This window comes from Sphingobacterium sp. SGL-16 (assembly GCF_011043515.1).
In the GTDB taxonomy this organism is placed as follows: domain Bacteria; phylum Bacteroidota; class Bacteroidia; order Sphingobacteriales; family Sphingobacteriaceae; genus Sphingobacterium; species Sphingobacterium litopenaei.
In genome coordinates this window covers 26,939-46,756 of the sequence record NZ_JAAKGQ010000031.1, presented here as the reverse complement: position 1 = coordinate 46,756, position 19,818 = coordinate 26,939, and the positions used below count along the sequence as shown (strand labels likewise).

At 36.0% G+C, this 19,818-nt stretch carries 18 protein-coding genes; 14 read left to right on the top strand and 4 right to left on the bottom strand.

The genetic code is table 11. From position 1 onward, the window contains the following. Positions 1–71: 71 nt before the first annotated feature. Both G5B32_RS11365 and G5B32_RS11360 read right to left on the bottom strand, forming a co-directional pair. The gene (locus G5B32_RS11365) at positions 72–1,142 is read right to left on the bottom strand and encodes a Gfo/Idh/MocA family protein (protein ID WP_165291649.1); all 1,071 of its coding nucleotides are present in this window, start codon (positions 1,140–1,142) and stop codon (positions 72–74) included. After that, entirely contained in the window at positions 1,142–2,413 is a 1,272-nt protein-coding gene (locus G5B32_RS11360; protein ID WP_165291648.1) for a Gfo/Idh/MocA family protein, read from the bottom strand. Before G5B32_RS11360 ends, G5B32_RS11365 begins: the two co-directional genes overlap by 1 nt. Positions 2,414–2,529: 116 nt before the next feature. Here G5B32_RS11360 and G5B32_RS11355 point away from each other — a divergent pair, with 116 nt between their 5' ends. The 8 genes from G5B32_RS11355 (at position 2,530) to rodA (ending at position 11,909) form a co-directional block, all read left to right on the top strand. Then, positions 2,530–3,792 carry a DUF819 domain-containing protein gene (locus G5B32_RS11355; protein ID WP_165291647.1) on the top strand — a complete coding sequence of 421 codons (1,263 nt, stop codon included), beginning with the start codon at positions 2,530–2,532 and terminating at the stop codon, positions 3,790–3,792. A 117-nt stretch (positions 3,793–3,909) separates the two neighbouring features. Then, a complete protein-coding gene (locus G5B32_RS11350; protein ID WP_165291646.1) occupies positions 3,910–4,353 on the top strand; it encodes an acyl-CoA thioesterase in 444 nt (147 codons plus the stop codon). Then, a complete protein-coding gene (locus G5B32_RS11345; RefSeq protein ID WP_165291645.1) occupies positions 4,346–6,013 on the top strand; it encodes a M1 family metallopeptidase in 1,668 nt (555 codons plus the stop codon). Before G5B32_RS11350 ends, G5B32_RS11345 begins: the two co-directional genes overlap by 8 nt. Positions 6,014–6,173: 160 nt before the next feature. After that, positions 6,174–7,196, top strand: a complete 1,023-nt coding sequence (locus G5B32_RS11340) for a rod shape-determining protein (RefSeq protein ID WP_165291644.1) — start codon at positions 6,174–6,176, stop codon at positions 7,194–7,196. 103 nt (positions 7,197–7,299) lie between these two features. Then, positions 7,300–8,142 (top strand): rod shape-determining protein MreC, encoded by an 843-nt coding sequence (gene mreC, locus G5B32_RS11335; protein WP_165291643.1) that lies wholly within the window; start codon positions 7,300–7,302, stop codon positions 8,140–8,142. After that, positions 8,135–8,659, top strand: coding sequence for a rod shape-determining protein MreD (locus tag G5B32_RS11330; RefSeq protein ID WP_165291642.1), 525 nt, complete (start codon positions 8,135–8,137; stop codon positions 8,657–8,659). Before mreC ends, G5B32_RS11330 begins: the two co-directional genes overlap by 8 nt. Before the next feature lie 12 nt (positions 8,660–8,671). After that, entirely contained in the window at positions 8,672–10,648 is a 1,977-nt protein-coding gene (gene mrdA / locus G5B32_RS11325) for a penicillin-binding protein 2 (RefSeq protein WP_165291641.1), read from the top strand. After that, complete coding sequence (gene rodA, locus G5B32_RS11320) at positions 10,638–11,909, top strand: rod shape-determining protein RodA (RefSeq protein ID WP_165291640.1); 1,272 nt, start codon at positions 10,638–10,640, stop codon at positions 11,907–11,909. Before mrdA ends, rodA begins: the two co-directional genes overlap by 11 nt. Before the next feature lie 3 nt (positions 11,910–11,912). Here rodA and G5B32_RS11315 read toward each other — a convergent pair whose 3' ends face one another. Beyond that, entirely contained in the window at positions 11,913–12,530 is a 618-nt protein-coding gene (locus G5B32_RS11315; RefSeq protein ID WP_165291639.1) for an IMPACT family protein, read from the bottom strand. Continuing rightward, a complete protein-coding gene (locus tag G5B32_RS11310) occupies positions 12,527–13,384 on the bottom strand; it encodes a DMT family transporter (protein WP_165291638.1) in 858 nt (285 codons plus the stop codon). Before G5B32_RS11310 ends, G5B32_RS11315 begins: the two co-directional genes overlap by 4 nt. A gap of 529 nt (positions 13,385–13,913) precedes the next feature. On the opposite strand from G5B32_RS11310, the gene G5B32_RS11305 reads away from it, so the two are divergent. The 6 genes from G5B32_RS11305 to G5B32_RS11280 all read left to right on the top strand — a co-directional run bounded on the left by G5B32_RS11305 (position 13,914) and on the right by G5B32_RS11280 (position 19,811). Then, positions 13,914–14,738 (top strand): prephenate dehydratase, encoded by an 825-nt coding sequence (locus tag G5B32_RS11305; protein ID WP_165291637.1) that lies wholly within the window; start codon positions 13,914–13,916, stop codon positions 14,736–14,738. 54 nt (positions 14,739–14,792) lie between these two features. Beyond that, the gene (locus G5B32_RS11300; protein WP_165291636.1) at positions 14,793–15,905 is read left to right on the top strand and encodes a chorismate mutase; all 1,113 of its coding nucleotides are present in this window, start codon (positions 14,793–14,795) and stop codon (positions 15,903–15,905) included. Next, a complete protein-coding gene (gene aroA, locus G5B32_RS11295; RefSeq protein ID WP_165291635.1) occupies positions 15,905–17,155 on the top strand; it encodes a 3-phosphoshikimate 1-carboxyvinyltransferase in 1,251 nt (416 codons plus the stop codon). Before G5B32_RS11300 ends, aroA begins: the two co-directional genes overlap by 1 nt. A 278-nt stretch (positions 17,156–17,433) precedes the next feature. Then, complete coding sequence (aroC, locus tag G5B32_RS11290) at positions 17,434–18,525, top strand: chorismate synthase (RefSeq protein WP_165291634.1); 1,092 nt, start codon at positions 17,434–17,436, stop codon at positions 18,523–18,525. A 46-nt stretch (positions 18,526–18,571) separates the two neighbouring features. Beyond that, positions 18,572–18,874, top strand: coding sequence for a hypothetical protein (locus tag G5B32_RS11285; RefSeq protein ID WP_165291609.1), 303 nt, complete (start codon positions 18,572–18,574; stop codon positions 18,872–18,874). Positions 18,875–18,959: 85 nt separating this feature from the next. Further along, entirely contained in the window at positions 18,960–19,811 is an 852-nt protein-coding gene (locus tag G5B32_RS11280; protein ID WP_165291633.1) for an ROK family protein, read from the top strand. Positions 19,812–19,818: the final 7 nt, after the last annotated feature.

Below are 19,818 nucleotides of genomic sequence, written 5' to 3'. Positions count from 1 at the left end.
GGATTCATTTAAAACTAAAAAAGCCGCCTCAATTATTTTGAGACGGCCTTATTAAATATCTTTAGTTGGTATTATAGCTTAACTATTTCCCCTGTTCTGACACTTTCATCACAAGCTAATGCAATTTTTAAACTATTTAGCGCATCGTCCATCGATTTGGATATATCGAAATCATTAATAATTGCTTCGTAAAAGAACCTCTGTTCACGATTGCACAATTCTTGATGATCGGGCTCATCCGTCAAATTAATCCATTTATCTTCTTGTAAAAAGTTATTATTTGAATCGATAGCTGCATGATGTACCCGTATGGACTCGGTTTTGGTGTGCGCTTCTATAGAATCGGACTTTCCATCCTTTGATGCTTCTTTTGCAACGATGGAAACAGAACCTTTTGGCCCAAATACATCTTTCACAAAAAAAGCAGTTTGGCTAACCATAGGCCCCCATCCAGCTTCATACCAACCAACAGACCCATCATCAAAACGAATCTGCAATTGGCCATAATTATAATTGTCCGTCGGAATGTCTTCTGTCAAGCGAGCACCTATAGCTGAAACGGACATCGGTTTAGCAGTTGTCATTTGACACATTACATCAATATAATGTACTCCACAATCAACAATTGGACTCAAGCTCTTCATCAAATTACGATGCACGTCCCACATATAACCTTGGCTTTGCTGATTGAGATTCATGCGAAAAACTAACGGTGAACCTAGTTTTTTTCCTTCCTCAATAAAACGCATCCAAGAAGGGTGATGTCTTAGAATATATCCTACGACCAACTTCTTCCCTGTCTTATTAGCCGCATCGATCACGCGTTGAGCACCAACAACAGTATCCGCTAAAGGTTTTTCAATAAAAACATGCGCGCCTGCTTCAAACGCTTTTACGGCATATTCTTCATGTGTATCGGGATAAGTCGAAATGCACACAGCATCAGGTTTTGTTTCGACTAAAGCTTCTTCATAATCTTCAAACAAATTGTAATCTGATCCTAAACTCTGCTGAAGCGCTACTTTACTATTACCTCGTGATACTAAACCGACTATTTCAAATTCTGGAAAATCGTGGTAAGCTTTTGCATGAGAAGCCCCCATATTGCCACAACCTACTACTAATATTTTAATCTTCTCCATTATACAAATGATTTCATACCTGGTCTAGCAATTTCCATATTGTCCGCAGGCATATCCCAAGAAAAATCTTTAGAAAGCGGACTAAGCACTTCTTTGGAAGACATAATTTGCTCGTAAGTGATGCGTTTACCTGTGTAAGCTGAGATTTTACCCCAAATGGCCAATAAGGTAGAATTTACCATTTGATCACCATCATTTATTACGTTACCTGAGCGCACCGCTGCTAAAAGCTCATCGTGCTGCGTTTGGTACATATTATTAGAATTGCCTGAAAACTCGTACGGCTTTTCTCCGTGAATTTTATAAGAACTCATCAGGTTAACTTCAACATTTCCCTTAGAACCTAAAACCTCTACAGAATTACGACTATCTGTTCCGCTTTGTTGTCTTCCAAAATGTACTCCTTTCACCCCATTCCCATAATCATATTCTACTGCAAAATGATCGAAACCATTGCCAATAGCATCCCATTTCCATGTTTGTCTTCCACCAGTTGCAAAAACAGATTTTGGCAATTTATTATTCATAATCCAATTCATATAATCCAGACTATGAACAGTTTGTTCTACGATTAGATCTGCAGCATAACGCTGGAAATAATACCAGTTTTTTAATTGATACTGCATTTCATTATAAGAAGCTAGACGTGGTTTTAACGTATTCTCGCCACCACACCTAAAAGTAGTCACCGATTTTACCTCCCCAATATCACCTGCAGACACACGTTTCATAATTTCACGATTGGGCGTCAAATAGCGAAAACAGAATCCAGACACAATATTTAAATTCTTCTCTTTAGCAATTTTTACTGTTTCCATCACCCGTTTAAGTCCAGGGATATCAATCGCTACAGGTTTTTCGCAAAAAATATGTTTGCCTTTTGCTACAGCGTATTCAATATGATCAGGTCTGAAATTTGGCGGACTGCACAATAAAACTATATCAACATCGGTATCTATAAGATCTTTGTAACTTTCGAAACCTAAAAATTGTCTTTCTTTAGGCACATCCACTCTTGCACTATCCTTTTTCATCGCAAGTTTCAATGCTTGATCCACTTGTTCCGGAAAAACATCAGCCAAAGCTGTAATAATAACATCAGGATCTGCAGACATAGCCTGTATTAGTGCACCTACTCCTCTACCCCCACAACCTATCAATCCTACTTTAATTTTTCTATTCAGGTTTATTGAATTGGCCATAGATGCAAAAGGCAAAGTGCCTAGTACAAGACCACTTGTTTTAATAAAATTTCGTCTAGAATATTTCATACGTTAAATATGCAACTTTATATAATTTTTAGGAAGTTGAAAGTCATTACTTTCTGTTTTTATTACCAAAAACATCAAAAATATTACATATTTTCACAGCATTTTAATGATAAACCATGGAAAGCGTACAACAAATAGAACCACTTATCACCAATAATACTGTGATTGTCGGTATACTGATGGCAATCTTAGGATTAGTTTTTTATACTTCTGGAATCAATAACAAATTCATAAAAGGCTTTTATGATATTATCCCCCCTTTACTTTTATGCTATTTTTTACCCGGAGTTTTAAATTCATTTCATGTATTTGACGGAGCTAATTCTCCATTAACAACTATCGGAAGTCGCTATTTCCTTCCTGCATGTTTGATTTTGTTTATTCTTAATTTGGATATTAAAGAAATGTGGGCCCTACGCAAAAGGGCGGGATTGATGTTCATTACCGGAACAGTCGGAATATTACTCGGAGGACCATTAGCGGTTTACCTTACATCATTAGTAGCTCCACAAGTAGTTGGAGGCTCTGGTCCGGATGAAGTTTGGCGAGGTCTGGGTTCACTTGCAGGGTCTTGGATTGGTGGTAGCGCTAACCAAGTCGCTTTAAAAGAAATCCTTCAACCTTCACCGAAGCTTTTTTCTTCTATTATTGCAGTCGACGTATTCGTAGCATACACTTGGATGGCACTTTTATTATATGGTGCGAGCAAAAGCAAATTGATGGATAAATTTTTCAAGGCTGACGCACGAGATGTAGATGAATTAATGGTGAAATTGGAGAAAAAAGCGAAAGAAAATGCTAAAATGCCAGAAACTAAAGATATCATAATTATGTTATCAGTGGCATTTGCTGGAACAGGGTTGGCTACCTTTTTTGCTGAGCCAGTAGCTGCTTACATTATGGTTAACTATCCTCAATTAGAGACCTTCTCTTTGACCAATACATTTTTTTGGATAATACTATTTGCTACTATTATCAGTGTTTGTCTTTCTTTTACACCTTTGCGTAAACTAGAAAATGTAGGCGCCTCCAAAATGGGAACAGCCTTGTTGTACATGTTGATCGTCACTATCGGTATGCAAATGGACATTTTGGCCATTCTCCAAAACCCTGGATTATTTATTGTTGGTATCCTTTGGATTTCATTCCACGCCTTACTTCTATTTATAGTAGCTAAAATCTTTAAAATTCCTTTCTTCTACTATGCCGTAGGAAGTATGGCAAATGTTGGAGGAGTGGCATCAGCATCAGTAATGTCAGCTGCCTTCCACCCCTCACTAATTTCCGTTGGTGTTATTTTATCGGTGTTTAGCTACGCTATTGGAACCTATGCTGGTTGGTTAACGGCTATATTAATGCAGTTAGCCTCTCCAATTTAATATATAAAAATATTCAGGACTAAAAAGAGCGATAAAATAGGTTTTATCGCTCTTTTACTTTAAGGTTTAAGCCTATAAATTGATATTAATTACTATTTTAGGGCATATGAATTAATTATGAACGACAACATCTATTATGAAGGACAGGTGCTATGGAGTCAAATAGACGCTAATAGACACCTTAGACATTCCGCTTATGCCGATTTTTGTGCCCAAGCCCGAAGCAATATGTTAAACAAAATAGGATTATCGTTAGATGAATTTGCTAAAAATAAAATTGGTCCTATTCTTTTTCGCGAAGAACTCATTTACCATCGTGAAGTTAAGCTAGACGAGTTCATCAAAGTATCCACAGAACTAAGTAAATTCAATACGATAAACGGTAGATTTTCCTTCCAACATAAAATTTTAAAATCAAACGGAGATGTAGCTGCTATCGTAAATGTAGATGGCGCTTGGCTTAATTTAGTGGCACGCAAACTCACCACACTGCCCGAAAACTGGAAACCTATTTTACAGAACATTCCCAAATCATCAGATTACATAGAAATAAATGAATAAAACTTTTTTTGCAAGTACGATTATAGCTGCATTCTGCCTAACTTCTGCCCCATCCAAAGCGCAATTGATGCGCGCAAAAGATCTATATAATAAAGCTGATTCTCTTCGAGGACAATTAACACCATTAAGGACCTGTTATGATGTCCAATACTACCATTTGGATGTCAAAGTAGATATCGACAATAAATTTATATCGGGATCTAACCTTTTTAAAATTAAAGCAATTCAGGATTTTAAGAAATTACAATTTGACCTATTCGATAATCTATCGGTAGACAAAGTGGAATATGAAGGACAGAATCTAGCGTTCACGAGAGAATACAATGCTGTTTTTGTCACATTTCCTAAAACGATTAAGAAAGGTACAGTAGAAACTTTCAAAGTATATTATTCCGGAAACCCTATTCATGCTACTCGAGCGCCTTGGGATGGTGGTTTTGATTGGAAAAAAGACAGTAATGGAAAACCTTTTGTAGCTACAGCTGTGCAAGGTCTTGGTGCTAGTGCATGGTGGCCAAATAAGGATCATCAATCCGATGAACCTGATAGTATGCTTATATCGGTAGCCGTTCCAAAAGAAGTCATGAACGTGTCCAACGGAAGGCTGATAAAAGTAGATTCGCTGCAAGATGGATATACCAAATACCATTGGCGAGTAGTAAATCCGATTAACAACTACAATGTCTCTTTGAATATCGGCGACTACGTACGATTTCGGCAAAAAATCAAAACAGAAGATGGGATGATGGATGCGGACTATTATATTCTCCGCGAGAATGACACCGAAGAAAAAAGAGCGCACTTGAAGAAAAATGTTGCACAAACATTAGAAGCTTTTGAATATTGGTTTGGTCCTTACCCTTTCTACGAAGACAGTTATAAAATTGTGGAAACGGCGCATTTGGGAATGGAACATCAATCTGCTATTGCTTATGGCAACAAGTATCAGAATGGCTATTTAGGAAGAGATGGATCCAATACGGGTTGGGGTAAAAAATGGGATTTCATTGTCGTTCACGAAAGCGGTCATGAGTGGTTTGGAAACAATATCACGGCAAAAGATATCGCTGATATGTGGATACATGAGAGTTTTACCAATTATTCCGAATCTTTATTTATAGAATATTTTTATGGTAAAAAACCTGGGCAAGACTATGTGTATGGAAATCGTAGCGGAATCTTAAATGATAAACCTATGCAAGGTCCTTACCATGTCAACAAAGAAGGATCAGGAGATATGTATGTCAAAGGCGGCGTATTTTGGAATATGATACGAACTATGGTGGATGACGATACCAAATGGCGGTTTATCTTGAGAAGTTTAAATAAAGATTTCAAACACAATCAGGTAGATTATAATGATATTGTTAATTATATTTCCAAGCATTCTGCGCTGGATTTAAGCAAGGTATTTGAGCAGTATGTTCAAACCAACGTTATTCCTACTCTTGAAATAAAGTTTAACTCTAATGGCGAGGCTTTAGGTCGATGGAAAACAAATGTTAAAGAATTCAAAATGCCAATTCATTTAGGTACGGAAAATACACTCAAGCGAGTAATATTAACGGACACTTTTTCAAAAATAAACATTGAAGGATTGAAAAAAGACAACCTAAAAGTAGATACATTCAACTACTACATAAAATTGGATGTGCAATAATTCAATAAAAATGTGCGTTAAATACGGATACGAGAATAGAATATCGAATTGCTAATAAAAAAGAAAATTTATTATCGGTTTTTATCGTGAAGCTATTATCATAATCAGTTTTTTTAATTAATTTTGTTCAAATTTTTCACAAAGAATCAGGACTTTTTAAATGGGTTTATTCAATTGGTTTACGCAAGAAGTTGCGATTGACTTGGGGACGGCAAACACCCTAATTATACATAACGACAAAGTAGTAGTGGATGAACCTTCGATAGTAGCATTTGATCGCACTACCAATAAAGTAATTGCTATTGGTAGACAAGCGATGCAAATGGAAGGTAAAACGCACGACAATATAAGAACAGTAAGACCTCTACGTGATGGTGTAATCGCTGACTTCACTGCAGCAGAAGCATTGATTCGCGGTATGGTGAAACTGGTTAATAATGGTAAATCTTGGTTTTTCCCATCCTTGCGTATGGTAGTATGTATACCTTCAGGTATTACTGAGGTAGAAAAACGTGCTGTACGTGATTCAGCAGAAATTGCGGGAGCTAAGGAAGTTTATCTTATTCACGAACCCATGGCTGCTGCCGTAGGTATCGGTATTGATGTAGAAGAGCCTGTAGGAAATATGATTATCGATATCGGTGGTGGTACAACAGAAATTGCTGTTATAGCATTATCAGGTATAGTGTGTGATCAGTCTATTCGTGTAGCTGGTGACAATTTTGACTCGGATATCGTACAATACATCCGTCGTCAACATAATATCATGATTGGCGAGCGTACTGCTGAAAAAATAAAAATTGAAGTAGGTGCTGCATTACCAGAATTATCAGATCCGCCTGCGGATTTTGCTGTTCAAGGTCGTGATTTAATGACTGGTATTCCAAAGCAAATTACAGTATCTTACACGGAGATAGCGCATTGTCTAGACAAATCAATTTCTAAAATTGAAGAAGCAATTCTAAAAGCTTTGGAGATCACTCCTCCTGAATTATCTGCAGATATTTACCAAACTGGTATTTATTTAACAGGTGGTGGAGCTTTATTAAGAGGGCTGGACAAACGTATTCAAGCTAAGACAAAACTTCCAGTTCATGTGGCGGAGGATCCTCTTCGTGCGGTAGTTCGTGGTACTGGTATTGCGTTGAAAAACATTGGAAGATTTAAATTCTTAATGCAATAATCTTCTCAATATAAAATATTTAGACGCGATATAGAAAAGTATTACTTCTTCTATATCGCGTATTTGTTAACAATAAATTTAAATTTAGTCAACACACCTTTTCATGAAAAATTTGTGGCTCTTCTTAGTCCGATATAATGCCTTCTTTTGGTTTATACTATTTTTCGTGTTTTCATTAGCTCTTGTTGTTAACAACAATAATTATCAACGCTCTTCTTTTGTGAATTCTTCCAACGTCGTTGTTGGATCTTTCTATAGTAATGTCAATTCTTGGAAAGAATACATGCATCTTGCCGAAGCAAATAAAGATTTGTTGGATGAGAATGCCTTACTAAGACATCAGTTGCAAGAAATGGTGGCAAAAGACAGTATTAATGAACCATTGAACACAGATTCCATGGACAATCCAAGTCGTTTTGAATTTGTCGTTGCATCTGTAGTAAATAATAGTGTACATCAACGAAGCAACTACATTACTATCAATAAAGGATCTTTGGATGGTATAGAAAAAGATATGGGCGTTATTACTTCTAACGGTGTTGTTGGAACAGTTTTAAATGTTTCTCCGCACTTCAGTACCATAAAATCCTTACTGCATCCAGATACCAAAATTTCTGTTTCAGTGGATTCCACGTCTTCAGCTTTTGGTTCATTAGTATGGGGAGATAATACAGAATCTAGATTTGCTATGGTTCGAGATATTCCTAACCACGTCAAATTGTATGTCGGACAACCAATCTATACTTCGGGATATTCGACTAAATTTCCGAAAGGAATAAAAGTGGGATATGTTGTTCAAACAGATATTGTTTCGGGTGGATCATTTAAGGATGTTCGAATCTTGTTGACTACAAAATTTGAGAAATTAACCCACGTGTATATAGTCAAAGACAAATTAGCGAAGGAAAAATTAGAGTTAGAAGCATTAAACGAAGACAATGGGTAGAATTATAATTTTTAATATCATTCGTTTTTTGGTGTTACTTATTCTCCAAGTAGCAGTGCTTAAGAATATAGGATATTACAATATAGCGGTAGCATTTCCATATATCCTCATCATTCTCTTGTTGCCTATTGGATTACCAAATCTTTTGCTTTATACATTAGCATTTCTTACAGGTTTATCCATTGATGCGTTTTACGACAGTATTGGTATACATGCTGCAGCTTGTGTAGCCGTAGCTTATTTCAGAATATTCTTTCATAAAATTACGATTGAATTGGATGAACAAGAATCTTTTAATACACCTTCTTGGGGAAATATGGGTTTTAAATGGTACAGTACCTATATCGTATTGTCTGTACTAATTCATCATGTTGTTTTATTTTTTGTAGAAGCATTCTCTTTTTATAATTTTATACATACACTCCTCAGTATTGCATTAAGCGGGGTGTTTACATTAATATTAATATTTGTTATAAGCTTATTGACATACCACAAAAAGTCTCGTGTCATTAATTAATAAGGTTCTTTCATGAATAGTTTTTTCGAACGTAAATACGTTATTCAAGGTATTATCCTTATTATAGCATTGACTCTAATCGCTAGATTATTTTACTTACAGATAATTGACGATTCTTACTTATTATCAGCCAATAACAACGTCCTACGTAAAGTAATAGAATATCCAGCTCGTGGTGTTATTTTAGATCGAAATGGGGAAATTTTAGTACAGAATGAACCTGTATATGATTTGATGGTCATTCCTAAGGAAGCCAAAAACATTGATACTGCACTACTTTGTAGATTGATCGATATAGACCGCGAAGGGTTTGATAAGCGCATGAAAAAAGCGCGTGACCACTCTCCTTACCGGGCTTCCATCTTTGAAAAATTAATTCCAAAAGAAACCTTTGCTGTTCTTCAGGAACATATGGATAAATTCAACGGTTTTTATACTGTAGATCGTAATATACGTACTTATCCAGATAGCGTTGCTGCGCAATTTTTAGGTTATATTTTAGAAGTCACAGAGAAAGATATCGAGCGCTCTAAGGGATTTTATCGCTCGGGTGATTATATAGGCGCTTCAGGAGTTGAACGTTCTTATGAAGAATTATTACGCGGAACACGAGGTGTTAAAAACCAAATGGTAGATGCCCTGAATAGGCCTCAAGGTTCGTTCATGGAAGGTAAATATGACACTTTAGCTATTTCGGGAGAAGGTCTTGTTTCTTCATTAGACAAAGAATTGCAGCTATTAGCTGAAAAACTGATGCGCAATAAATTAGGGTCTGTAGTAGCTATAGAGCCATCTACGGGAGAAATTTTAACTTATGTAAGTAGTCCGAGTTATAATCCAAATTTAATGGTTGGGCGCGAAAGGGGAAATAACTACATGAAAATGTTGAACGACCCTTACAAACCTATGTTTAACCGACCAATTCAAGCATCATATCCTCCTGGTTCTGTATTTAAGGTTGTTGCAGCACTTACAGCCCAACAAGCGGGCGTGATCAATGCACAGACAATTTTCAATTGTCCTGGGGGTTATCGTTATGGCCGTAATGCAATAATGCGCTGTACCCACGTAGATGGTCCCACTGATTTAGTAAAGTCAATTCAAAAGTCCTGTAACACCTATTACGGTTATGTCTATGCACATATGCTCGATAGACGTGGTATGCCGAGTTACAAAGCTTACGATTTATGGCGTGATGGATTAATGAAATTCGGTTTAGGTCATCCTCTAGGTATTGACCTACCTGGTGAAAAAGGTGGAAATGTATTCCCTGCGGATTATTACACTAAAAATTTTGGCAGTAACAAATGGACTTCTAGTTACAACATATCACAATCTATTGGTCAAGGTCAATTAGGGATTACACCTTTGCAAATGGCAAATATTATGGCTATTGTGGCAAATCGAGGATTCTATTATCGACCACACTTAATTAAAGGTATTGGCGAGGAAAAAATTGTAAAAAAGGAATTTACAGAAAAAATTTGGGCGGGTGTAGATGCTAAATATTACGAACCGGTAATTGAGGGAATGAGTCGTGCGGTTTCTTCTGGTACAGCTGCCGCTTCTAAAATTCCCGGTATTGAAATGTGTGGTAAGACCGGTACAGTGCAAAATCCTCATGGGGAAAACCACGCGGTATTCTTTGCTTTTGCTCCTCGAGAAAATCCTAAAATAGCTATCGCAGTATTTGTAGAAAATGCAGGATATGGTGGTACTTGGGCTGCTCCGATCGCCAGTATGCTGGTAGAAAAATATATCAAGGATACGATTACATTACCAAAATATATCCAAGATCGTGTCATGAATGCTGTTATTTTGCCTAAAGTAAAAACCAAGGAAATTAAGCCTACGGTAAAAGAAAAAAAAGATAGCACAAAGAATTCACAAAATAATTCTACTCCAGTAAAACAAGCTGCAGCACGGGAGAAAAACAACAAAAATTTATTGGTTCACCATAGTCAAGTAAGAAGAAACTATGCACAATGATAAGAAAGGATTTCTGGGAAAAATTGATTGGGTGACTATTTGTTTGTGGTTGCTATTATGTCTTATTGGCTGGTTCAACATTCATGCTGCTGTATATGACCCTGAAAATCCAGGATTATTCAGTATGGCTACCAATTATGGCAAACAGTCAATTTATATCTTTACTGCTCTAATAATTGGCTTCAGTATACTTATCATAGACCAACGATTTTTTATTTCTGCGACTCCGTTTATCTATGTGGTCGTAACATTGCTACTCGTAGCAGTATTGGTTGTGGGACGAAATGTCGGAGGTAATCAAGCTTGGATACCTATCGGAAGTTTCCGCTTACAACCTTCTGAATTCGGAAAATTAGCGACCTGTCTCCTCTTAGCTTATTTTCTAAATACCCAGACTAACAAAGTCCCAACAATGAAGGGTTTAGTTATAGGTGCTTGTATCGTGCTTTTTCCAGTTTTTTTGGTTATGTTACAACCCGATACAGGTTCTGCTCTAGCCTTCTTTTCCCTAATATTTGTATTTTACCGTGAAGGATTTGTAGGAACGAAACTGCTTATATTTGGTGGTTTAGCTATACTCTTGTTCGTTTTAGCCTTATTGGTAAATCAGTGGATTTTAATTGGTCTAATCGCTGCTGTCTGTGTTGTATTTATATTTTTACTCGGTAAGAAAAGAAAGTATTTAATCGATATAGGAGTAATTTTCGCTGTTGCTAGTGTATACGTGTTAAGTGTTGACTTTGCTTATGAAAATGTTTTACAATCGCACCAAAGAAATCGTATTGATATTATATTAGGCAAAATGGATGACCCGAAAGGTCAGGGTTATAATCTTAACCAATCCAAAATTGCTATTGGTTCAGGAAAATTATTTGGAAAAGGATATTTACAAGGGACACAAACGAAATACAATTTCGTTCCAGAACAAAGTACGGATTTTATCTTTTGTACAGTTGGTGAGGAATGGGGATTCGTTGGTTGTTTAACTTTGATAGGTATCTATATTTTCTTGCTTTTGCGTATCATTCATATTGCTGAAAGGCAACGCACCACTTTTGCGCGAGTTTATGCTTACGGAGTGGCTTCTATCCTATTTTTCCACTTCTTTATCAATATTGGAATGACAATAGGTATTGTACCTGTTATTGGAATTCCATTACCATTTATTAGTTACGGTGGCTCCTCATTATGGAGTTTTACAATATTATTGTTTATTCTATTGAAATTCGATTCTACACGAAAAGGACTTTCACCGAATTAGTATTTAAAGCGTTCGCAAATACGTAATGCGAGCGCCTTCGACCTTTTCCATTTTCTGCATAAAAGTATTAACCTGCATTTTGCGCATTTCTACAGTCATAACACAAGCATTATCAAATTGTTGGTCCAAAACAGTAAAATTTTCATCCTTGATGACACGCATCACATCATTCATAGCCAAATACTCAAAGTCAATTTGATACACATCATTGACTGTTTTTTCTACGACAACTGCATTAGCTAAAGCTTCTTGGGTTGCTGTTTTGTAAGCATTAATTAAACCAGGAACTCCAAGTAAAGTACCTCCAAAATATCTTACAACTACAACCAAAATATTTGTAACGTCTTTGGAAAGTAAGGCATTCAAAATAGGTCTTCCCGCAGTTCCAGATGGTTCTCCATCATCGTTCACTCGAAAAACTGTTCGATCTGGCGACAAACGATACGCCCAACAGTGATGTCGCGCTTTTGGATGCAACGACTTTAGCTCTCCTATAATTTCCTTAAGCTTATTTTCATCCTTAAAAGGATAGGCATAAGCAAAAAACTTACTTCCCTTGTCTCGAAATATACCTTCGGCAGGCTCTTCAATAGTAAAGTACGTATCTTCAAATAAACTCACAGGTATGCAATTAAAAGTATTGACACTACAGCCAGCACTAAACCTATTTTGTTCGTTAAGCTGAGTTTTTCATTAAACAGAAATACTCCCACCAAACTTCCCAAGACTATAACTCCAACATTCATCGCTGTAAAAACTATAGATGGATTATCAGCTATTGCGCGATGGGCTTTCATGTAATAATAAATATTTGCAAAGTTAAATAAACCTAATATCAATCCCCACAGAATTGCAGATTTGTCCAAACGTTTATTTTGTATTCCTACTCGATACAATAATATCAAAAACGCAAAAATCATTGCTCCTACAAATACGATAAACATGGATGTAGTATATGGAATGGCCTTGTATAATGCTATTTGTTTGAAAAGAATATCTATAAATCCCATTCCTACGAATACTACAATTGGATATATGGAGTTTTTTCTGGTTCGTCTATTCTGCCCCTTTCCCCAACTGACCGAATAGGCAACCGCTATTAATCCTATTCCTATGCCTATAAGTTTGTTAACTTTTATAACTTCATTAAAAATCACAAAAGATGCAATTAACGGTATAAATAAAGACATACGTTGTGCCACATCTGTTTTTACTATGCCACTATATTTCACTGCTAATGCAATAAACATAAATAAAGACGGTAAAAGAATCGTTAAAGGAATATAAAACTGATAAGGAAGTGAATTCCATCGCAAACCTTGCAAATGGGGCTGTAATAATAAATATGTCAGGACTACTGTAGTGGGATAATTCCAGAGTACTAATTGTTGTACATTGACCTGCTTTTGCCTCGCCAATTTGATTAACACCCCTACCAATACACTACAGCAAACACTTATTAATACATATATCATAAACTACCTTTTGTTAAGAACACAATATTATTAAATATATTTCAATTATAAAACCACTCATAAAAGCATCAAACAACACTAAAATTTATATGTTTTTTATAAATTTTACATATTAAAAAACACACATAAAAAGCGTTATTCTTTATTAAAAATTTCATCATAATTTTAAAAAATTAAAAAGTTATAAACCGCCTTAATAAAGAATAAACAAATATTTTATATTTTTTTCACCTTAAAACACCTAATTTTACAACTAAAATTCACAAGAAAATACCGCATATTTTTACCACATTTTTAAGATAAAAATTGATCAAAAAAATATTTTTTTTACAAATATTTTGGAATTAAAAAATATTCGTATACCTTTGGATTATCAAAACGAGAAATGAAAAACTTTAACACATATAATTTTTATTACTTCTTTTATTTTAGCAATAAAGGACGGGACTAATTATAGTGTTGAGTTAAGAAGATAAATACTAAAGTCCCGGTTTGAAACTGGGACTTTTTTTGTGAACATAAAAACGACATGAGTATAAAAATTGCAATTCAAGGTGTAAAAGCATCGTTCCACGAAGAGGCTGCTTACAAATATTTCGGTCAGGATATCGAAACTATTGAATGTGGTTCTTTCAAACAAACCTGCGAAATGCTTAAACAAGGCAAAGCAGACTATGTAGTGATGGCAATTGAAAATTCTATCGCAGGAAGTATTTTACCGAATTACAATCTTTTGAGAGATTACAGATTCCATATTATTGGAGAAGTACACTTAAATATTCAGCAAAATTTACTGGCTTTGCCCGGTGTAAAATTGAATGATATTCAATTTGTAGAGTCCCACCCCATTGCCATTCGTCAATGTGATGAATTCTTAGGAGAGCATCCAGAATGGACTATTAAAGAAGGTATGGATACTGCAGGTTGTGCCAAGAAAATTGCAGATGAGAAGCTGACACATACTGCAGCAGTAGCAAGTGAATATGCAGCGAAGATTTATGGTCTGAATATTTTAGAAAAACGTATTGAGACACACAAAAAGAACGCAACACGTTTCTTAATATTAGCAAACGAAGTCGTAGAGCAAAAAGGTGCTAATAAAGCTTCCTTATCATTCCAAACTGGAAATGCAGTAGGTTCTTTAGCAGCAGTATTGCAATGTTTTGCTGAACAAAATGTTAATCTGAGTAAAATCCAATCTATGCCTGTCGTTGGACGTCGAAATGAATATGATTTCTATGTAGATGTAGAATGGAAAAAGCAATCAGACTACGATGCCGCTATCCGAAAAGTCCTGAAACATACGGTAAATTTCAGCATCATGGGCGAATACATCAAAAACGAAAAAGTATAACACAAACATAAAGAGTTACTAATCAAATTGTAAATAAAAAAATTCAAATAAAAAATGAAACATTCTTTAGACATCCTTCCTTTAAGTTCTTGGATAGATACAAACGGTAAACCATTAATCATTGCTGGACCTTGTAGTGCTGAAACAGAAGAACAATTGGTTTCTACAGCACATTTATTGGCTAATACTGGTAAAGTAAATGTATTACGTGCTGGTATTTGGAAACCACGTACTCGTCCAGGAGAATTCGAAGGTATTGGTAGCATTGGTTTGGAGTGGTTAAAACGTGCTAAAGAAGAAACAGGATTATTGACAGCAACTGAAGTTGCAACAGCGCAACACGTGAAAGAAGCTTTGGCTGCTGGTGTAGACGTGCTTTGGGTAGGAGCACGTTCTACAGCTAATCCGTTCACTGTTCAAGAAATTGCAGATGCGATTCAAGAGTCTGGCGTAGATATCCCAGTATTAATCAAAAATCCAGTAAACCCTGATTTATCATTATGGTTAGGTGCTATCGAGCGTATCAACCGTGCTGGAATCAAGAAGATTGGTGCTATCCACCGTGGTTTCTCATCATACGAAAAAACTGCTTTCCGTAATGAGCCTATGTGGGATTTGGCGATTCAATTAAAAACTATTGCTCCTGAATTACCTTTAATCAATGACCCAAGCCACATTTGTGGTAACCGCGAGTTGATTCCTTATGTGACTCAAAAAGCATTGGATATGGATATGCAAGGTTTGATTATTGAATCACATATTGACCCTTCAGTAGCTTGGACGGATGCAAAACAACAAGTTACGCCAGCTGCTTTAGCAGATTTATTGGATAGTGTTAACGTACGTAAAGCGGAATCTAACAACCCTGCGTTCGAAGATAAATTAGCTGAACTGCGTCAACAAATTGATAAATTGGATGACCAAATCCTTAAAACTATCGGTGACCGTATGAAAATCGCGGAGAAAATCGGTGAGTACAAACGTGATAACAATGTAACTATCTTACAAGTTTCGCGTTGGGATGAAATAGTTCAAAAACGTGTTCAATTAGCTAAAGCATTGAATTTAGGCGAAGACTTCACAGTTAAATACTTAGAATTACTACACAACGAGTCTATTCGCAAGCAAAATGAGATTATGAACGTAAAAACAGCTACGGAGGCATAATGAGTCATACAAGCATTAAGCTATCTCATTCGACAAAAAAATTAAGTGGCACGGTTCAATTAACTGGCTCCAAGTCAGAGAGCAACCGTGCTCTTATTATACAAGCCCTTAGCAAAGGTAAGGTGACGATTGAAAACCTTTCAGAAGCAGATGATACCGTATTATTGACCAATGCTATTAAAGACGCTAACGCTGAAGGCGAAGGACAAAAAACAATTGATATCGGTCCTGCTGGAACGGCAATGCGTTTTATGACATCGTATCTCAACCTGATTCCAGGAGATTTCATCTTGACGGGAACGGAACGCATGCAACAACGTCCTATCGGAATTTTGGTTGATGCGCTGAAAACTATCGGTGCGGACGTGCATTATGTCAAAAAAGCGGGCTTCCCTCCTTTATATATTGAAGGCAAATTATTCCAAGGCAAAGACAAAGTTTCCATCAAAGGTGATGTAAGTAGTCAGTATATATCCTCACTCCTTTTGATAGCTTCATCCTTGAGAAAAGGCTTGACTATTGAGATTGAAGGTGAATTGACCTCGCGCCCTTATGTGACAATGACTTTGAATATGTTGGCTGAAGCAGGTATTCAACATACTTGGAAAGACAATAATATTCAAATTCTGCCACAAGAAGCGAAGGAAGCAACGATTTATGTAGAACCTGATTGGAGCGCAGCCTCATATTGGTATGCGATGGTAGCTTTAGCTTTAGAAGCAGAAATTAGACTTCCAGGTTTAAAGAAAAATAGCCTTCAAGGCGATATTGCGATTGCTGAAATCATGACACATTTTGGCGTAAAAACGACTTTTGAAGAAAAAGGAATTTTACTTCAAAAATCAGATGCAAAATCAGATAAAACGTTATTTGATTTTAAAGAATGTCCAGACTTGGCACAAACGGTAGTTGTGGTAGCGGCAGCATTAAAACGTAATGTATCTTTTACTGGTTTAGAAACTTTAAAAATCAAAGAAACAGACCGTATTACTGCTTTACAAAATGAAATTAGCAAATTTGGCGCTACATTGACTGAAGTTAATGAAGTGTATCATTTAAATTCCGATAATGTAAAAGAACCAGAAGCTATTTCTATTGCAACTTACGAAGACCACCGTATGGCAATGGCTTTTGCACCTTTGGCTTTAGTTTTCAATGAAATCCAAATTGAAGAACCAAATGTTGTTGACAAATCATATCCGATGTATTGGGAACATTTAACAGCACAAAGTTTTTCGATAGCAGAATAAAACATTAAAACTTCATTCCGAACTTATAATCGTCATTCGAATGAAGTGCAACGTAATGAGAAATCTAGTTGAATTGATAAAAGATAATTGTATAGATTCCTCCTATCGTCGGAATGACGGAGTTTTAAAACGTCATTCGAACGAAGTGAAGAGAGAAATCTAATTTTGAATTAATAAGCGATAATTGTTAATTGTATAGGTTTCTCCTAGCGTCGGAATGACAGTATATAAAATTATTAGTGAGCAAATAAGTATATTTACGCTACTAAAATCAAATTATGGCAGGAAATTCATTTGGCGATTTATTCAGGATAACCACTTTCGGTGAGTCTCACGGCAAAGCCATTGGTGTTATTGTGGATGGATGCCCATCAAATATTGAGATTGACGGAGCTTTTATTCAATCCGAATTGGATAAGCGCAAACCTGGTCAATCTAAAATTACGACACAACGTAAAGAAAGTGATACGGCTCAAATCTTATCGGGTGTTTTCGAAGGAAAATCAACAGGTACGCCTATTTCGATTGTAATTCCTAACGAAGATCAACGTTCTAAAGATTATTCGCATATCGCAGACAAATACCGTCCTTCACACGCTGATTACACGTACCAAATGAAATATGGTATTCGTGATTACCGTGGCGGAGGTCGTTCTTCAGCGCGCGAAACAGCGGCTCGTGTAGCTGCAGGTGCTATTGCGAAGTTGTTTTTAAAACAACAAGGTATTGAGATTTTTGCTCATGTATCTGGCGTAGGTCAGATTGAAGCACCAAATGTTGATTCTTCGGATTTAAAAGCCTTATTAGAAACACGTGAATCCAATATTGCACGATGCGCAGACCCTGCAACTGCGAATGAAATGATTGATTTCATTGATAACATTCGCAAAAACGGCGATACCGTGGGTGGACGTATCTCAACTATTATTAGAGGTGTTCCTGCGGGATTAGGCGAACCAGTTTTCGACAGATTACATGCTGAATTAGGTAAAGCCATGTTAAGCATCAATGCTGTTCATGGTTTCGAATATGGTTCTGGTTTTGAAGGATCTAGAATGCGTGGTTCTGAGCACAATGACATTTTTATCACCGAAAACGGTAAAGTGGTTACTAAAACAAACTTTTCAGGCGGTATACAAGGTGGAATTTCTAACGGCATGGATATCACGTGCAAAGTAGCTTTCAAAGCTGTTGCTACGATTATGCGCGACCAAGAAACTTTGAATCAAGCAGGAGATGAAACAACAATTTCAGGTAAAGGTAGACATGACCCTTGTGTCGTTCCTCGTGCTGTAATTATTGTGGAAGCGATGGCGGCTTTAGTTATTGCTGATCAATTGCTCAAGCAGAGAGCTTATACCCATATTTAAAATAGTTTCCGTATTTTTACGGAAACTATTTAACCTTTTATTACCTATGAAATCTTTATTCTTCACCTTCCTTAGTTTGATGCTATTTTTAATGGTGCAAGCTCAAGACCAATATGCCATGACAAAAGATGGAAAGAAAGTATTACTTCGATCAAATGGCACTTGGGAATACGTGAATAGTAAATCAACTTCAAGTACCCCCTCTTCTTCCAATAACAAAATTCAAAATATTAGAAGTAGTTCGAAGAATAATTCTGGCAGAACCTATATACATGGTCCTCGAGGAGGCTGCTATTATATAAATAAAAACGGCGGTAAAACCTACGTGGATCGCAGTTTATGTAATTAAAATTTAACTTATTAAAAATTTTATGTTCAAATTTTAATAAGAAAACATATCTTTGAATGATAACTAAGTTAATCTAATTGCAATTATGTCAGAAGCCCCTTCTTTTATTTTAGCGTGTGACATTGGTGGAACTCATATTACTTCTGCTATTGTTAATACCCAAAATTGGGAAATTTTATCATATACACTTTCACGTACCCATATTAATTCGTCTTCAGATGCTAAATCGATTTTCCAAGGATGGTCGGGTAATATAAAATCTTGCCTAGAGAAATTTGATGGAACAATTGACCATATTGGAATAGCAATGCCAGGTCCTTTTGATTATGAGAAGGGAATATCGTTAATGAAAAATCAAGATAAATACGATGCTATCTACAAATTGGACGTAACAGAAGCTTTAAAAAACGAATTGGAAATACCTTCAATTGAAATAAAATACATAAATGATGCCGCGGCATTTTTACAAGGCGAAGTTTATGCTCAAAATTTATCTTCGGAAGAAAAAGTATTAGGTATTACGTTAGGAACAGGATTAGGCAGTGCTGTATGGTCACAAAATGAGAAAGCTTTTGATGCGGACTTGTGGAAAGAAAAATATCGAGAATCAATTTTTGAAGAATATTTAGTTACAAGATGGTTTACCAAAACCTTTGAATCTTTAAAAGGAAGTAAAGAAAAAGGACTCAAAGAGATAATTGACAATCATGGTAAGTCTCAAGAATTTGACACATTAATAAAAGATTATCGTGCGCAATTAAAAGATTTCTTAGCTTTTTTTAGCGATAAATATTCCTGTAATTGCTTTGTAGTCGGAGGAAATATTGCAAAAGCATGGAATTTAATTGATTTAGATAATTATTTTTCAGAATATAAAATTATTCAAGCGCAATATGCTGAAAAAGCAGCACTTATTGGCGCTGCTTCTATATTTTAATCAAAAT

Excerpts from the sequence above, each read along its gene's own strand:
- G5B32_RS11330 (WP_165291642.1), top strand. The coding sequence starts at position 8,135 with ATGGGTAGAATTATAATTTTTAATATCATTCGTTTTTTGGTGTTACTT.
- G5B32_RS11280 (WP_165291633.1), top strand. The coding sequence starts at position 18,960 with ATGTCAGAAGCCCCTTCTTTTATTTTAGCGTGTGACATTGGTGGAACT.
- G5B32_RS11345 (WP_165291645.1), top strand. The coding sequence starts at position 4,346 with ATGAATAAAACTTTTTTTGCAAGTACGATTATAGCTGCATTCTGCCTA.
- G5B32_RS11310 (WP_165291638.1), bottom strand. The coding sequence starts at position 13,384 with ATGATATATGTATTAATAAGTGTTTGCTGTAGTGTATTGGTAGGGGTG.
- G5B32_RS11360 (WP_165291648.1), bottom strand. The coding sequence starts at position 2,413 with ATGAAATATTCTAGACGAAATTTTATTAAAACAAGTGGTCTTGTACTA.
- G5B32_RS11305 (WP_165291637.1), top strand. The coding sequence starts at position 13,914 with ATGAGTATAAAAATTGCAATTCAAGGTGTAAAAGCATCGTTCCACGAA.
- rodA (WP_165291640.1), top strand. The coding sequence starts at position 10,638 with ATGCACAATGATAAGAAAGGATTTCTGGGAAAAATTGATTGGGTGACT.
- G5B32_RS11285 (WP_165291609.1), top strand. The coding sequence starts at position 18,572 with ATGAAATCTTTATTCTTCACCTTCCTTAGTTTGATGCTATTTTTAATG.
- mreC (WP_165291643.1), top strand. The coding sequence starts at position 7,300 with ATGAAAAATTTGTGGCTCTTCTTAGTCCGATATAATGCCTTCTTTTGG.
- aroA (WP_165291635.1), top strand. The coding sequence starts at position 15,905 with ATGAGTCATACAAGCATTAAGCTATCTCATTCGACAAAAAAATTAAGT.
- G5B32_RS11355 (WP_165291647.1), top strand. The coding sequence starts at position 2,530 with ATGGAAAGCGTACAACAAATAGAACCACTTATCACCAATAATACTGTG.
- G5B32_RS11300 (WP_165291636.1), top strand. The coding sequence starts at position 14,793 with ATGAAACATTCTTTAGACATCCTTCCTTTAAGTTCTTGGATAGATACA.
- mrdA (WP_165291641.1), top strand. The coding sequence starts at position 8,672 with ATGAATAGTTTTTTCGAACGTAAATACGTTATTCAAGGTATTATCCTT.
- G5B32_RS11340 (WP_165291644.1), top strand. The coding sequence starts at position 6,174 with ATGGGTTTATTCAATTGGTTTACGCAAGAAGTTGCGATTGACTTGGGG.
- aroC (WP_165291634.1), top strand. The coding sequence starts at position 17,434 with ATGGCAGGAAATTCATTTGGCGATTTATTCAGGATAACCACTTTCGGT.
- G5B32_RS11350 (WP_165291646.1), top strand. The coding sequence starts at position 3,910 with ATGAACGACAACATCTATTATGAAGGACAGGTGCTATGGAGTCAAATA.
- G5B32_RS11365 (WP_165291649.1), bottom strand. The coding sequence starts at position 1,142 with ATGGAGAAGATTAAAATATTAGTAGTAGGTTGTGGCAATATGGGGGCT.